The sequence below is a fragment of the Enterococcus sp. AZ156 genome, assembly GCF_051714165.1.
Taxonomy (GTDB): Bacteria; Bacillota; Bacilli; order Lactobacillales; family Enterococcaceae; genus Enterococcus_B; species Enterococcus_B pernyi.
The window spans coordinates 341,371-356,112 of record NZ_JBIORI010000001.1 but is presented as its reverse complement, the minus strand read 5'-3'; the positions used below and the strand labels follow the sequence as shown (position 1 = coordinate 356,112).

13 protein-coding genes and 1 pseudogene are annotated in these 14,742 nt (G+C 39.5%); 2 read left to right on the top strand and 12 right to left on the bottom strand.

Annotated features, from left to right (window positions below):
* Positions 1 to 63 precede the first annotated feature (63 nt).
* Entirely contained in the window at positions 64 to 792 is a 729-nt protein-coding gene (locus tag IGJ95_RS01820) for a class I SAM-dependent methyltransferase (RefSeq protein ID WP_153829945.1), read from the top strand.
* A 126-nt stretch (positions 793 to 918) separates the two neighbouring features.
* Here the strand turns inward: IGJ95_RS01820 and IGJ95_RS01815 are convergent, their stop codons facing one another.
* The 4 genes from IGJ95_RS01815 to IGJ95_RS01800 form a co-directional block, all read right to left on the bottom strand.
* On the bottom strand, positions 919 to 1,320 hold the full coding sequence (locus IGJ95_RS01815; protein WP_153829946.1) for an MmcQ/YjbR family DNA-binding protein: 402 nt from the start codon (positions 1,318 to 1,320) through the stop codon (positions 919 to 921).
* 124 nt (positions 1,321 to 1,444) lie between these two features.
* Positions 1,445 to 2,698 carry a PTS sugar transporter subunit IIC gene (locus IGJ95_RS01810; protein ID WP_019723248.1) on the bottom strand — a complete coding sequence of 418 codons (1,254 nt, stop codon included), beginning with the start codon at positions 2,696 to 2,698 and terminating at the stop codon, positions 1,445 to 1,447.
* Between the two features lie 35 nt (positions 2,699 to 2,733).
* Positions 2,734 to 3,051: a PTS lactose/cellobiose transporter subunit IIA gene (locus IGJ95_RS01805; protein ID WP_010736486.1), complete on the bottom strand. Its 318-nt coding sequence runs from the start codon at positions 3,049 to 3,051 to the stop codon at positions 2,734 to 2,736.
* 23 nt (positions 3,052 to 3,074) lie between these two features.
* Positions 3,075 to 3,395, bottom strand: coding sequence for a PTS sugar transporter subunit IIB (locus IGJ95_RS01800; protein WP_010736487.1), 321 nt, complete (start codon positions 3,393 to 3,395; stop codon positions 3,075 to 3,077).
* Between the two features lie 758 nt (positions 3,396 to 4,153).
* Between IGJ95_RS01800 and IGJ95_RS01795 the strand changes: the two genes are divergently transcribed.
* Positions 4,154 to 4,405 (top strand): S26 family signal peptidase, encoded by a 252-nt coding sequence (locus IGJ95_RS01795; RefSeq protein ID WP_080674302.1) that lies wholly within the window; start codon positions 4,154 to 4,156, stop codon positions 4,403 to 4,405.
* A gap of 509 nt (positions 4,406 to 4,914) precedes the next feature.
* Here IGJ95_RS01795 and IGJ95_RS01790 read toward each other — a convergent pair.
* From IGJ95_RS01790 to IGJ95_RS01755, 8 genes and pseudogenes are all read right to left on the bottom strand, one after another.
* Entirely contained in the window at positions 4,915 to 5,910 is a 996-nt protein-coding gene (locus IGJ95_RS01790) for an aldo/keto reductase (RefSeq protein ID WP_438761359.1), read from the bottom strand.
* 209 nt (positions 5,911 to 6,119) lie between these two features.
* Positions 6,120 to 6,938: pseudogene (gene msrA / locus IGJ95_RS01785) on the bottom strand (peptide-methionine (S)-S-oxide reductase MsrA).
* A 98-nt stretch (positions 6,939 to 7,036) separates the two neighbouring features.
* Complete coding sequence (gene truA / locus IGJ95_RS01780; RefSeq protein WP_062805815.1) at positions 7,037 to 7,774, bottom strand: tRNA pseudouridine(38-40) synthase TruA; 738 nt, start codon at positions 7,772 to 7,774, stop codon at positions 7,037 to 7,039.
* Between the two features lie 137 nt (positions 7,775 to 7,911).
* Positions 7,912 to 8,964, bottom strand: a complete 1,053-nt coding sequence (locus IGJ95_RS01775) for a PTS transporter subunit IIC (protein ID WP_010736492.1) — start codon at positions 8,962 to 8,964, stop codon at positions 7,912 to 7,914.
* A 13-nt stretch (positions 8,965 to 8,977) separates the two neighbouring features.
* Positions 8,978 to 9,916 (bottom strand): 2-dehydropantoate 2-reductase, encoded by a 939-nt coding sequence (locus tag IGJ95_RS01770; protein WP_010736493.1) that lies wholly within the window; start codon positions 9,914 to 9,916, stop codon positions 8,978 to 8,980.
* 506 nt (positions 9,917 to 10,422) lie between these two features.
* On the bottom strand, positions 10,423 to 11,262 hold the full coding sequence (locus tag IGJ95_RS01765) for a PRD domain-containing protein (RefSeq protein ID WP_010736494.1): 840 nt from the start codon (positions 11,260 to 11,262) through the stop codon (positions 10,423 to 10,425).
* 50 nt (positions 11,263 to 11,312) lie between these two features.
* Positions 11,313 to 12,773, bottom strand: a complete 1,461-nt coding sequence (locus IGJ95_RS01760) for a glycoside hydrolase family 1 protein (RefSeq protein WP_034691653.1) — start codon at positions 12,771 to 12,773, stop codon at positions 11,313 to 11,315.
* Positions 12,774 to 12,804: 31 nt separating this feature from the next.
* Positions 12,805 to 14,646 carry a beta-glucoside-specific PTS transporter subunit IIABC gene (locus IGJ95_RS01755; RefSeq protein ID WP_153829948.1) on the bottom strand — a complete coding sequence of 614 codons (1,842 nt, stop codon included), beginning with the start codon at positions 14,644 to 14,646 and terminating at the stop codon, positions 12,805 to 12,807.
* Between the last annotated feature and the right edge of the window lie 96 nt (positions 14,647 to 14,742).

The following is a 14,742-nucleotide window of genomic DNA, read 5'->3' as shown; positions in this document are numbered from 1 at the left end:
ACACAAAAGAGACGGACTCCATGTAGTTTAAGCAAATAAAAAAATTACATGGAGGAATCAAACATGACAAATATTTACGATGATCAACAATTTTTTGACCGATACAAAGAAATGCCTCGTAGCAAAAATGGCTTACAAGGTGCTGGAGAATGGCCAACGCTTGCATCTATCTTACCCAATCTCCATGGTCAAACAGTCCTTGATCTTGGATGTGGCTATGGGTGGCACTGTCGTTACGCTGCTTCGCAAGGGGCAAAAAAAATCATTGGTGTCGACTTGTCTGAGAAGATGCTAGCAGAAGCTAGAGCTCGAACAAACGATACCACGATCAGTTATATGCAAGACGATATTTCAACGATCCGGTTTGCGAAAGACTCATTTGATTTCGTGTTCAGTTCTTTAGCTATCCATTATGTAGAAAATTGGGAACAACTCGTCCAGCATGTCCATCACTTCCTAAAACCGAATGGGCAATTTCTTTTTTCAGTTGAACATCCTATTTTCACAGCAGATGGTCGGCAAGACTGGATTTATACAGAAAACGGTCAGATCATGCACTTTCCAGTTAATCATTATTTTGACGACGGGGAGCGTGACACAAACTTCCTAGGATCTTCTGTAAAAAAATATCATCGAACGATTACAACTTATCTTGAGACATTATTGTCTAATGGCTTTCAAATCAACCATGTGCTTGAACCAATACCACCGTCACATATGTTAGATATGCCTGGTATGAAAGACGAATTAGGACGTCCGATGATGTTGATTATTTCTGTGACAAAAATGTAGCGGCGAATCATCGATCCAAACATTCTTAGTCCATCTGCACAAATTTTATTGAGCGTCTGGAAATAGGTTGTCCCTATTTCCAGACCTTTTTCATCGACTAGAAAATGATTTATGCCCTTCAAGCTTTCAATCACTTTCTATCACTGAGTTTTTGATTTCTTCTTGTTTCTTTTTAGCGAATTTAGCTAGTACCAATTTATAAGAAATCAAAATCATTTTCTCGATTTCCTCGTCTGACAATTCATCTTTGCCTAACATGATCGAATTCCAATGTTTCCTATCGGCATAGTAACCAGGTATAATGATCCCAGGGTACATCGTTCGTAATTCCTCATTTTTTTCTGGGAAATGTTTTAACGTGATCAATGCTTTTTCATTCGCTTCTGGACTCATCATCCCAAACTGTTTACCATCTAAATCAAAATAAAGCGCTTTCCAATCTTCGCGAAAATATACCCTAGCTCCTGGAAGGTTGTTCCCATATACTTGGAATCGTTCGATCCTTTTTTGAATATCTGTTGTATTCATATGCTATCCTCCTATTCAAAAAAAATACTTACAAAAACTATACGTTGCTTTCTGAAAAATAGCAATGATAACAGTAGTAACACAAAAAACGGAAAGCAATCACTTGCTCTCCGTTTATTATTTCTTACGCGTTCAATGCGTCTTTTTTCATTTCTTGGATCGTTGCTACTTTAACGAATGGTAGATAGATCAGAATTGAAATCAGTAAGTTGACCGCAGATAACACTGCGCCTGAAAGACTGTTTGTTGCTAAAAATCCGCCGATCACTGGTGGTGTTACCCATGGTGGCATTACTGTAGCTGCTGGTACAAGTCCTGTTGATGTCGCAAAGTACGCAACAGTTACTAAAACCATTGGTGTTAAAATAAATGGAATAAACATCACTGGATTCAAAACGATTGGTAGACCAAACATTGTTGGTTCGTTGATATTGAATACTCCTGGTGCAATCGATAAGTTCGTTACGACCATATAAGGTTTGTTTCTACGTCCTACTAAATAGATCGCAATCAGTAATCCTAGTGTCGCACCTGTACCACCTAAATTGACAAAGCTGTCAAAAAAAGGTTTATTGACGATAAATGGTGCACTTTGACCGTTGGCAATCGCTTCGACGTTTGCTTGGATCGCTGGCGCATTGATGGTTTGCATCAATGGATCGACCATGTTTGCTCCATGTAATCCGAAGAACCAAAGGAACGGTGTAATAAATGCAAGCAATAATGCAGATGGGTAAGAGTTAGCAAGCCCCATAAATGGTTCTTGAACCACCGTGTAGAATGCGCCAACAATATCAGCAACACCGAATGCTGCAAAAATCGCAGCGATTAGTGCGAAAAATGAGATCGTGATCATTGCTGGTAATAATGACGCAAATGCTTTTGCTACTGCTGGTGGCACTCCGTCTGGCATTTTTATGATCAATTTTTCATTTCCACTTAAACGAACAAAAATCTCTGTTGAAATAATTCCGACAATAATTGCAATAAATAATCCGTTTGAACTCATACCTAAAGCGCCGCCTAGTGCGAAGAATGAACCTAATGAAATCACTCCAGCAGATACGCCATCTTTACGGTAACCGTTTGCTAAATGATAAGCTAATAAGAACGCAATCAAAACAGAAAGAATCGCAAACGTTCCGTTCCAAGCAGCCGCACCGAATCCTTTCCATGCTTCACCACCAAAAATCGAATTCATCAATTCTTGGAATCCAGGGATCGGTAAGTTATTGATCATTACAGCTAAAGCGCCTAAGATCATTAATGGCATACTGACCATAAAAGCGTCACGAATGGCCACTAAATGGCGTTGTGCACCGATTTTTGATGCGACTGGTATAAAGTGTTTCTCCATAAATGCTACAAAGCTATCCATATCTTTTCCTCTTTTCTCCTTTAAAAAACTTTTATTTAAGCATCTATACGACGGTATAGATCAATGATTTCTTTTGCTAAATCTGTAAACGCGATCGATGTCATCAAATGATCTTGACTATGAACGGTTAACAAAGTAACTTCCATGTGTTCCCCTTGTGCTTCTTGTGTTAATAACCCTGTTTGCGAATGATGCGCTTGAACCAATGATTCTTCTGCATCTTTGATTTTTGCATCTGCTAATTCAAAGTCACCTTTTTTCGCAGCAGCAATCGCTTCCATTGCATCGCTTTTTGCGTTGCCACCGAACATGATCAAACCCATGATCGCTTCTAAATTTTTTTGATCTTCCATTTTCTTTCCTCTTTTTCTTGTTTTTATTTATTGATCAATGATTCTGCTTGTTCCAATACTTTTGCCCCGTTCATCATGCCATAGTCTTGCATGTTGATAACATCTAACGGAATCCCTTTTGGTGCTAGTTTTTCAGCAAATTGACTTTGCATGAAACGTACTTGTGGTCCTAATAATAAAACGTCTACATTTTTTGATTCTAGTTGGCTATCAGCTTCTGATGCTGAAACTGCAAAGATGTCCGCTTCTACACCTTTTTCTTCTGCTGCTTTTTGCATTTTTGTCACTAATAAACTTGTACTCATTCCTGCAGAGCAGACAAGCATGATTGTTCTTTTCTCCATTTTGAACACTTCCTTTTCTTCTTCTTACATTTTTATATAATGCAAGTATCGTGCCAACTTTGAAATCGCTTTACCACTTTGATATAAAAGGGTTTTCATGTTGTTTTTTATCAAACACACTCTAATTTTTCTATCGCACACTATTTTTAGTGTGCAAAAAAAAGAATGGAACACCAGAAACTACCAAGTAAAAAGTAAGTCTGCTCCTCACTTGGTAGATTTCAATGATTGCTTGCTAGAATTAATCAACAAGTAGTTACTTCGTTGATTGATTTTTTGATTCAATCGCATCGATTCTTCTCATAAATTTCAATTCTTGTAACACTTCTATAGAAGTAACACGTTTTTTTGCCAAGACTTCAAATTTTTGTCGTTTGTAAGCCCATACGATTTTATCTAAAAAATCAGTATTTATAAACTGAAATTATTGAAAAAACCATTTTTTTAACTTTTAATCATCAACAGTTTGCTAACTATTGCATTGACCTTTTGCGTCTACATACTATTTGAACTAGAAAATGCGCGAATAAATGCCCATCAGACCATTCTCGAGTTTGTTGAACAGGTCAAAGAACCAAAAAATCGTTTGGAATAACTAACAGGACCATTCAAGTAAAAAAAGGGGATTGTTTTCTTGTATACCTGGGAAATGGTCAACTTCAAAAAAAGAAAGGGCCATATATCTTAATATGGCTGCTTTTATGTGTCGTTTTTACTTATTCACTTCATCGCTATCACTTTCGTCAAGTTACTAGAACATCAATTTAGCCAACGGCAATATTGTGATCGTAGACAAGTTTTCGGCACTCACACGTTATATCATCATCGCTATTCAGCGATCCTCTACGGATGAAATCATTAAAAGAATCATCGGAATCCCAGGAGATTCTATAAAAGTACATAACAATGAACTGACCTTGCATTTGGGAAACGAGCCACATTCTCCTACAGAGATTTTTTGGCTGAGTCCAGAAGTAGTTGCGCAAATGAACCATTCACAAAAAAAATAAGTGAGCTAACGCTAGAAACAGCGATAGTGTCAGAAAACAAAACAGGAACCGATAGCTACTCGTCCCCCGAATCTTTAATACAAACCGGAGAGGATAGACGTATTTTGTATGTTAAGGCTCTTTCTGCTGCGTCGGAAACGAATTTGAAACAAATAGAAAAGGAACAAAAAAGCAAGACGATAAAACCTTCACTTTAGAAGAACAAGAAGGTAAGCTATTGTACCAAGTAAAAATGAAGAAAAACAAGCTACGCCGTCTGTCTCTACATCACCTCTCAAACACAAGATATGATAGCATAAGCAAGAGGAGGTCGGAACAGAAGTATTCAGCCTCGATAAATAAGGCGCCAGCCACGAAAATTGTTCTACAAATTTTCGTGGCTGGCGCCTTATTTCCGAAGAGGTTACTTCTGTCCCTGCCGTTTATTCGGTTTTAGAATATGCATGAGGACTAATCCCCCAGACACGCTTGCTTTTGTTGTATCCACTTCAACGTGATTTTCTCACACGTTAATTTTCTGCCAAAATCGTTTCGATCGTTGCTAGTTCTTCTGGTGCAAAGACGAGATTATCTTTCATTTTGACACTTTCCTGCAACTGACTCAAACGGCTAGCACCGACTAAAACACTTGTCACTGATGGTTGTCGCACATTCCACACCAATGCCATCTGAGCCAATGTTTGTCCTCTCGCTTCCGCCACTTCCTGTAACTGTGTAATTTTACGTAGTGTCGGTGCAATCTGTTCTTCTGAAAGAAAAGGGATTTCTTTTCGATGCGCACGTGATTCTTCAGGAATACCATGTAAGTAGCGATTCGTTAACAAGCCTTGTGCTAATGGACTAAACGTGATTGCACCTAGTCCATTTTCAGCAAGGACAGGTGCTAAGTCCGTCTCAAGCAATTCTCTTGAGAACAGATTGTAACGCATTTGATGGATCACGAAGGGCGCATCTTTTTTGCGTAAAATTTCCGCCATTTTCTGCGTGTCCGCCCCATTGTAGTTAGAGATACCGATATAAAGGGCCTTTCCTTGTCGAACTAATTGCATCAATGCCTCTGCGGTTTCTTCCAAAGGCGTTTCAGGATCTGGACGATGATGATAGAAAATATCCACATAGTCCAAACCCATACGTTGCAAACTCTGGTCACAACTGGCAATGATCGACTTACGAGACCCCCAATTGCCGTAAGGCCCATCCCACATATAATAGCCTGCTTTACTAGAGATAATCAGTTCATCTCGATAGGGTTTGAGATCCTCTTTAAAAAGTCGTCCAAAGTTTGTTTCAGCTGCTCCAGCAGGTCCACCATAATTATTGGCTAGATCAAAATGGGTGATGCCTAAATCAAAAGCCCCCTTTAAAATTTCCCGCTGATTACTGATGGGATCATATTCCCCAAAATTTTGCCATAATCCTAAGGAAAGTAAAGGCAGTTTTAATCCAGATTGACCGCTTTTACGATACTCCATGTTTTCATAACGCGTTTTATCAGCTACATACATTTCATTCACTCCTTATTTTATGATTATCACAGAAGTCTTCCACTCCAAAAAAATAAAGAGTTACTTCTGGAATGCCGTTTTTCATTTTCAAGGATAGCAGATGACTACTGACCAAGATTTTTTAGCCATCTCTATTTCAAGTCCCCATAGATTACTTTCAAATTTATATCTCTTCAATAGAAAACGCTACCAAAATTATGTTGCTTGTTTTAGTTCTTCGCTTTTTTTCCCCAATTGGTAGTCATTTTTTGCAAAAATGCTAATTGACGACGAGTTTGTTTTATTTTTTTGTAACGTTTTGGTTGCTTCCGATAAAATTGCTGATGGTAATTTTCTGCCGGCCAAAAAGCTGTCGCTGGTAAAATAGCCGTAACTATCGGTTTTCTGTAGCGACCTGATGCGCTTAATGCTCGTTTCGACGCTTCAGCAGTTTTTTGTTGCTCTTCATTTTGAACAAAAATGATTGGACGTTATTGTTCTCCGCGGTCTTGGAATTGTCCAAATTCATCCGTCGGGTCCGTTACTTGCCAGTAAATCTCGACTAGCTCTTGATAACTGATCAATCGCTTATCAAATATGATCTCCACTGCTTCCACATGACCGGTATAGCCGCCACTGACTTGGTCATAATTAGGGGAATCAAACTGCCCGCCTGTGTATCCAGACATCACAGAAATAATTCCTGCTTTTTTCTCAAAAGGCTCTACCATACACCAAAAACAACCGCCAGCAAACACTGCTCGTTCTTGAACTGTCGGATCTGTCAGTTCGTGTTTAGAAAAATCATACCGCGCTTCCCCTAACGGATCGCCGACCATTTGCAAATAGAAATCCATGACATCTGGAGTTAGATTTTGTCGTAAAGCCAATGGTCGCAAAGAAACTTCCAACTTTTCAAGTACCTCTTTTAGAGAAACAGAAGTTGCTAACTCTTCTTTCGCTGTCATTAGTTGTTGTCGCTCCCAGTCTCGCGTGTTTGGGTTTAAAATCAAATTGTAGAGAGTGGTGATTTCTTCCTCTTTCTTCATCGGGTCTCCCCCTCCCAAAGTGTCCACTGCCGATCCAAGGAAACAGGAAAAAGCTGAGATTGCTTTTCCCCTATTTTCTTTGAATCATTTAACGTCTCTTAATAATACACTTCATCTAGAAAAAGCGCATGTGCGGGAACTGTCTCGCCTGCTTGCTGTCTGACTTTCGTTTCAAAAATCGTATCGATCAAAGATAATTCAGCTTTACCTGAACCAATATCTAAAATCGTTCCCATTAAGATCCGTACCATTTTATACAAAAAACCATCCCCTACAAATGTAAAATGAAGCATATTACCTTCTTGTTGGACCGATAATTTTTCAATTGTACGTACTGTTGATTTTTTTGTTTTTTTCAATGCTGAAAATCCAATAAAATCATGTTTTCCTTCTAGTTTCCGACAAGCTTCTTCCATTTTCTCCAAATCAAGTGCCTTCGGATAATCAAAACTATGGTTTCTTTCAAACACTGTTGGAATTGGAGCATTCCAAACGTAGTAACTATATTTTTTCCCTTTTGCATTATATCTAGCATGAAAACGTTCAGGTACTTCTTCCACTTTTTTTACCACAATATCTCTTGGCAAATAACGATTAAGAAAATCCAGCATCTCCATTCGACTCATTGTACTAGCTGTTTTGAAATTAGCTACTTGACCTCTGGCGTGTGTTCCAGCGTCTGTTCGGCCAGAACCGATAATCTCAATCGTTTCCCCGGTCATTTGCGAAATGATCGCTTCGATTTTTCCTTGGATCGTTTTTTCATCATTACCAAGTCGCTGCCAACCAGAATATCTTTTTCCATCATATTCGATCGTTAATTTTATATTTCTCATGTATTCTCCTTCTATTGGATCAAATGATCCATTGTTTTCATTTAGTGTCAGTATAGCAGATAACACCATCTTCTTCTCAAAAAAAAACGCAATCCAGAGATTTCTCTGTTTTGCGTTTTTTTCTTTTATAATTTTGATCAACCTAAGAATTTGAAGACTTCTTCCCGGTCGTAAAGTTTCAAGACTTTTTCAAATACCAATTGCGTAAATAAAGCAGCCGCGACTGGTACGACGAACCAACAAATCAACACCATCACGATATTTAGTCCAGCATCTAATGAAGCAAGAGGGCCAACTAAACCTACGATCCCAAAGCCCGCAGAAGCTGGTGTTCCTGATACAGAGAAAAGTGCGACAGGTATCGCTGTGATAACCGCACTTACTAAACATGGAAGCAAGATGATCGGTTTACGGAATAAGTTCGGCATCATCATCTTCATCGCACCTAACGCAATCGCGATCGTGACACCTGATTTATTGACACGCCAAGAATTGACGATCAACACAAATGTTGTGGCTGCAACACCCATAGCAGCAGCTCCTGCAGAAACTCCATCCAATTGGATCGCTAAACCAATCGCAACTGTTGAAATCGGTGAAATGATCAAAAAGGCAAATGAACAACCGATCAAAATAGACATCAAAATAGGTTGCAATGTCGTAAAGTTATTGATACCTTCACCAATTGCAGAGGTGATCGCTGTCACATAAGGGAATAAATAAAACCCAATAAGACCTGCGCCCACACCGACTACGATTGGTGTCAATACGATTGCGACTGAGCCAAAGCGGTCACCGATCAATAGGATCAGACCAACAGCAATCGCTGCAGTGATCATCGTATTGATGATATCTCCTGTACCTGCCCCTACATATACTCCTGCTTCACCAAGGTCTGGCATAAAGCGGACAACACCAGAGCCGACAAATGCAGCACCAGCTACTACCATCATTTGCATCGGATTAAACCCAAATTGTAACCCGATCAAACCACCAATGATCAACGGTGTCGCTAATTGGAAGATCACAGCTAGTTGTGCGATCGTCACAGCAACAGGATATTCACTGAAATACTTTAAAATAGCTCCTAAAACAGCATTTGGAATCAGTCCTACGATGATCCCTGTTGCTGTTCCAGCTAATACTTTGTTCAAAAAAATTCTTGGCGTTAATTTATTCGTCGTATCCATTTATTTGTTCCTCCTATTTCGCCTCTAAAATCTGTTCTTTTGCATGCACGAGCGCTGTCAAAAAGTCACAGTAAGGCGTAGCGATCCCGTATTTCTTTCCTTTACGTGAAATCGCACCGTTGATATAGTCGATTTCTGTCAAACGGTTGTTTTTGATCAAATCTTGATGCATTGATGGGAAGTGCATACCGATCGTTTCAGGATCAAAGCAAGTTTCACAGTGGGCGACTGCTTCTTCCACATCTAAATCAATATTTTCGGCTTTTGCTACTTGACCAAATTCATTTACGATAGCAACAACCATATCATGAGCTGTAGAAGTACGACCAAGTCCTGCCATATTCACGTCTAAAATCGTACATAAGCCGTTCATCGTGCCATTGACACAAGCTTTACGATAGATCGAGTAATGGATATTACTTGAATACTTCGCATTCAAACCAGAGTCAGCTAAAGTTTCTGCCAATTCTTTCGCAGCTTCTTCTTGACCGTCTCCTAAGTTTTGTAGTTCTACTGAACCACTACCGAATAATTTCACACGTCCAGGACCTTCTAAGCCTGCCGTCCACATTGTATTACCAATAAAAATATTTTTCATTGGTACAAATTTTTCAATAATATCTTCATGGCCGATTCCATTCAATAAACAAAGAACTTTTGTCTCATCTTTGATCATTGGACGGATATCTTCCAACATTTTTTCTAGTTGCATTGCTTTCGTGAATAAGACGATCAAATCAACTTTTTCTACGTCATTGATCTCTGATTGAAGAACGACTGGGATATCGACAACGATGTCCTCACCGTTAAAGTTAGCTTTCAATCCGTTTTCTTTGATCGCTTCTACATGGTCTTTCCAACCATCGATCAATGTCACGTCATTTCCACCTTTTTGCAACATGAGTCCAAACCGACTCCCCATTGCACCTGCACCAGCAATTGCTATCTTCATTTCTTTGTTCTCCCCCTTTAATTTGGTTATACGACGAATAAGCAAATAATTCCTCTCACGATCATTCAATCATTCACAATGTCCACTAGTTATGACTGATCATTCGCTTGAAAAACTATTTTACTTGACTCATTTTCCCATTTCATTTGATTTATTTCAAATAGCCTGATTGATTACTCACAAACGTAAGCGTTATCTATCCATTTTAAGCCCTAGTAGATGGGTTGTCGTACGACACTAAGGAGTATTATACACTAAAAACAACCCGTTTTTTTAATATAACCTCGATTATTTTTGTTAATTTTCAAATCAACTACGTTATATAACTAATCAGATACAATTGTGAACTACCACACGATCCGATCCAAAAAACAGGTTATCTGGTACTTTATAAACATATATTTCGCTAAAAAATCCTATTCCTCCTATTTGTTTTAAAAAAAAAGCAGCTACCAGAAAGGATCACTGGCTTGCTGCTATTCATTACGCAATCTTGTCTATTTTTTTCAATCAGGGTGCCGCATCAATCGATTGATATGCACACCTAGATAGGTAACTTCCTCTTTCGTGATTTCCTGTTGGATCATTTTCTGGATATACTGCCTTACTTTGTCTGCATTTTCCATCGCCAATGGATACAAGGTACACATTTGCTGATATAGCCCATCATCTTGTCCATCCAGCATTTTATTCGCAAACAACCGTTCAACGAAAAAACGAACATGAGTAATAAAACGACTATAATGGATCGAGTCTGGAGCAATGTCGATTCGAATCGAATATTTTACTAAGTTGACGATGCCACCAATCATTTTCGCTTGCTTCATACTATCGGTTCCCTGACTTTCTTGAGACAATGAATTAATGACATGAAAGGCGATATTTGCCGCTTCTTCAATGGGTAACTCGACATCGGATTTTTCATTGAAGATCATTAGCGCTTGCTCCGCTGCTTGATATTCTTCCGGATAGTAATTCTTGATCTCCCAATATAACCGATTGGTGATGATGATTCCTTTGGCCATACGTTCAACTGAAAAATGTAAATGATCAGGTAATGTTAAATAAATACTAGAGTTTAACCGTTTCCCTAGTCGTTTCTCCATACTGGAGACCATTGCTTTCGTTAATTCAAAATAGGTCAAAGGAACCTCTTTGATCAAATCCAATAATTGCATGGCTTTGCCTTCATCATAGGGCAGATAGATCTCATCAATCGAATCATCCGAGATGATCTCACCGGGCTTTTTGCCAAAACCGATCCCTTTTCCTAAAGCAATCATTTTTTGCTGATTGCTGTCGATCAATACCACACTGGAGTTAAGCACCTTTAGTATTTTCCTCATGATATCCTCCTTCGCTCATGGTTACTCCTTGAGCGCATCGAACAGTTCCTTCACTCGATGGATCGACCGTTCGTTCCAATAACTTCTTTATACCAGTAAAATGAATCTTTACGCAAGCGATCATAACTTCCATTTCCTTCATCATCTGCATCTACATAAATGAATCCGTAACGTTTTGACATTTGAGAGGTTCCGGCACTGACTAAATCAATAGGTCCCCAACTTGTATACCCAATCAAATCAACCCCTTCATCGATGGCTGCTTTCATTGCTTTGAAATGTGCAGTAAAATAGGCGATTCGATAGGGATCATGGATTTCATCGTCAATCACTTCATCAAAAGCCCCCATGCCATTTTCAACGATCATCAAGGGTACTTGATAACGGTCATATAATTCTAGTAAAGAAATTTTCAAGCCTAAAGGATCAATTTGCCAGCCCCAATCTGTCGCTTCTAAATAAGGATTTTTAACACCCAAAACGGTATTCCCCGGTGTCCGCTCTGCCTTTGGATCTGCGGATTCACACATAGACATATAATAACTAAACGATAGGAAGTCTGCCGTATGTTCTTTCAATAATTCTTTATCACCAGGTAACATGTCGATCGTGATATGACGGTTGGCTAAGTCTTTCAAAACGAGTGGCGGATACGTACCTTTGACTTGAACATCCGCATAAAAATGATTGTTCATATTCTTTTTCAATGTTCGTTCCACATCTTCTGGTCGACTCGTCAACGGATAGGTCATCAATTTGGTCAACATACAACCAACTTGGCTACCAGGGATCTTTTCATGGCAATGTTTCGTTGCTAAAGCCCCTGCCACAAATTGATGATGTAACGCTTGATAGATAACCGCTTCGATTTTGTCTGGTTCGATCGTATCAGTCAAAATCCCGGCAGTCGTAAATGGATGTCTAAAAATACTATCCACTTCATTGAACGTCAACCAGTAATGAACGTACTCCCCAAATTCGTCAAAACAAGTATCTACAAATCGAACAAAGTCATCCACCACACTTCGTTGAATCCAACCGTTGCCTTTCATCGCTAATGCTAATGGCATCTCATAATGAGACAAGGTCACAATCGGTTCGATTCCTAAGCGCTTCATTTCTTTAAAAACTTCTTTATAAAATGAGACACCTTCAGGATTAGCTGTCTTTTCATCCCCGTTTGGAAAGAGTCGGGACCACGCAATCGACAAACGTAATGTAGTAAACCCCATTTCTGCAAATAAAGCTAAATCCTCTTTGTAACGATGATAGAAATCGACCCCTCGTCGTTTAGGGAACCACTTGTCTGTAGGGTCGGCTATTGCTTCTTCTACTTTTTCGATTGTCACCCCTACATGGGCTGCGTAATCTTTGTTGTCTACATTAGGTTTATAAGTTGCAACATCTGCCACAGATAGCCCTTTTCCACCAATATCCCATGCTCCTTCTACTTGGTTTGCTGCAATTGCACCTCCCCATAGAAATCCTTCGGGAAAACCTGTTTGTGTCATATCCATTTTTCTATTCCTCACTTTCATTTCTTCATTTTACTAAAGCAGAAATCATCAATAACTCAGTTTCGGGTGTCACTGATTGATTTTCTACTTGATGATCGATGTGATACTCCTTCTGATTGGTCACGACCACCACAACGACTGGATCAAATCCTGCTTGTTTGATTTTTTCAATATCAAACGCAAGCAAACACTCGCCTGGTTGTACCATCTGACCTTCTTTAACAAAAGCCTGGAAGCCTTCACCTTGTAACTTGACTGTATCGATTCCTACATGAATCAGTAATTCTACTCCGCTCACCGTTCGTAAGCCGATGGCATGACCTGTCTCAAATAGCATGGTCACTTGTGCTTCTTCAGGAGAAAAAACAATACCTTCTTCTGGAATGACTCCGACACCTTCGCCAACCATCCCACTAGAAAAGACATCATCTGGGACTGTTTCAAGAGGAATCACTTGACCTTTGACTGGGCTCACGATACCCCAAGTTCCTCCCCTACGACTCTCGTTCTCTTCTTGTGAAGTTGCTTCTTCTTGATCTTTAAAAAATACCAAGCCACCTACAAACGACACGACAAAAGAAAGAGCTGTACAGACAAATGCCCAGACAAGGTTCATCGGTTGATCTGCACTAGCAAACATCGTGATACTCGCAATCCCTGGTCCAACCAATGCGAAGGCTTCTAAAGCCATGATCCCGGCAAATATCCCGCCGATGAAACTAGAAACCATCACGATACTCAATACCCGTTTGTGTAAGATCGTGACCCCATATAATGCGGGTTCAGTGATACCAAATAAAGCTGAGATTCCTGCAGAGATCGCTGTTTGTCGCAATTTTGTATTTTTTGTCTTTAAACTTACGGCAAAACATGCACCAGATTCAGCGATATTATGTGCCAAAGAAGCCGGTAAATAGAGCATCTCTTTTCCTAACTCTCCCATTGAAGAAACAGCATAAGGAATCATCGCTTTGTGCATGCCAGTAACGACCATCAATGGTAGAACTGCGGCAAGTAAGCCTGTCGCTAACCAGCCTAATCGTTGATATAACTCGACGATCAAATATGAGAATGCGCCACCAACGTTATAGCCTAACGGTCCTAAAATCAGCAGTGCAACTGGGACAGTCACTAATAAAGCAACCATCGGAACAAAGAAAATACGAATCGGCTTCGGAGAAATTTTCGTGACATATTTTTCGACGATACTGTAAAACAACACCGTTAAGATTGCTGGGAAGACTTGAGAAGCATACGCAATATTTTCAATTGAGAACCCTAGAAAGGAGGTTCCGTCTGCTAGAAGGGTTGCCATTTCTGGTAAAAGCAAAGCACTCACTGCTGAAACAGCTACGATTTCATTGACTTTTAGCTTTCTTGCCGTCGTCATCGCAACTAAAATCGGTAAGAAGTAAAGAGGCGCTCCTCCGATCAAATTCAATAGCAGGTAAGTAGATGAGTTTGCATCCATCACACCCAATAAAGATAAGAGCAGTAAAAGTGATTTTAAGACACCGCCACCTGCAATCGCAGGGACCAACGGTTGAAAGACTGAAATGATAAAATCAAGTAAAATTGTTCCAATAGGTTTCTTTTCTTTGTTTATGTTCTGATCTGCCGAAATTTCTCCGATCAGTTTGGCTAATTCGTCATAAACTTCCACTACTTCATTCCCAATGATTACTTGGAATTGAGCATTGCTCCGAACACCAATGACCCCATCTAAGCGTTCTAACTCTTCACGATTTGTTTGTTTGACATCTTTCAACGTAAAACGAAGTCTAGTTGAACAATGTTCCAAATGAATGATATTTTCTTTTCCGCCAACGAATTGTAAAATATGCTTTGCTAAAGTTTGATGATCCATTTTTTCCACTCCTTCTTTCGTTTTTCTTTTTCGCTGCGCAGACAAAAAAGAAAAAAGCAGGCAAGACCATAAGAAATAACAACAAAGGATTCTTTG

Coding starts and splice junctions, on each gene's coding strand:
- IGJ95_RS01820 (WP_153829945.1), top strand. CDS start 64: ATGACAAATATTTACGATGATCAACAATTTTTTGACCGATACAAAGAA.
- IGJ95_RS01815 (WP_153829946.1), bottom strand. CDS start 1,320: ATGAATACAACAGATATTCAAAAAAGGATCGAACGATTCCAAGTATAT.
- IGJ95_RS01810 (WP_019723248.1), bottom strand. CDS start 2,698: ATGGATAGCTTTGTAGCATTTATGGAGAAACACTTTATACCAGTCGCA.
- IGJ95_RS01805 (WP_010736486.1), bottom strand. CDS start 3,051: ATGGAAGATCAAAAAAATTTAGAAGCGATCATGGGTTTGATCATGTTC.
- IGJ95_RS01800 (WP_010736487.1), bottom strand. CDS start 3,395: ATGGAGAAAAGAACAATCATGCTTGTCTGCTCTGCAGGAATGAGTACA.
- IGJ95_RS01790 (WP_438761359.1), bottom strand. CDS start 5,910: ATGTATGTAGCTGATAAAACGCGTTATGAAAACATGGAGTATCGTAAA.
- truA (WP_062805815.1), bottom strand. CDS start 7,774: ATGAGAAATATAAAATTAACGATCGAATATGATGGAAAAAGATATTCT.
- IGJ95_RS01775 (WP_010736492.1), bottom strand. CDS start 8,964: ATGGATACGACGAATAAATTAACGCCAAGAATTTTTTTGAACAAAGTA.
- IGJ95_RS01770 (WP_010736493.1), bottom strand. CDS start 9,916: ATGAAGATAGCAATTGCTGGTGCAGGTGCAATGGGGAGTCGGTTTGGA.
- IGJ95_RS01765 (WP_010736494.1), bottom strand. CDS start 11,262: ATGAGGAAAATACTAAAGGTGCTTAACTCCAGTGTGGTATTGATCGAC.
- IGJ95_RS01760 (WP_034691653.1), bottom strand. CDS start 12,773: ATGACACAAACAGGTTTTCCCGAAGGATTTCTATGGGGAGGTGCAATT.
- IGJ95_RS01755 (WP_153829948.1), bottom strand. CDS start 14,646: ATGGATCATCAAACTTTAGCAAAGCATATTTTACAATTCGTTGGCGGA.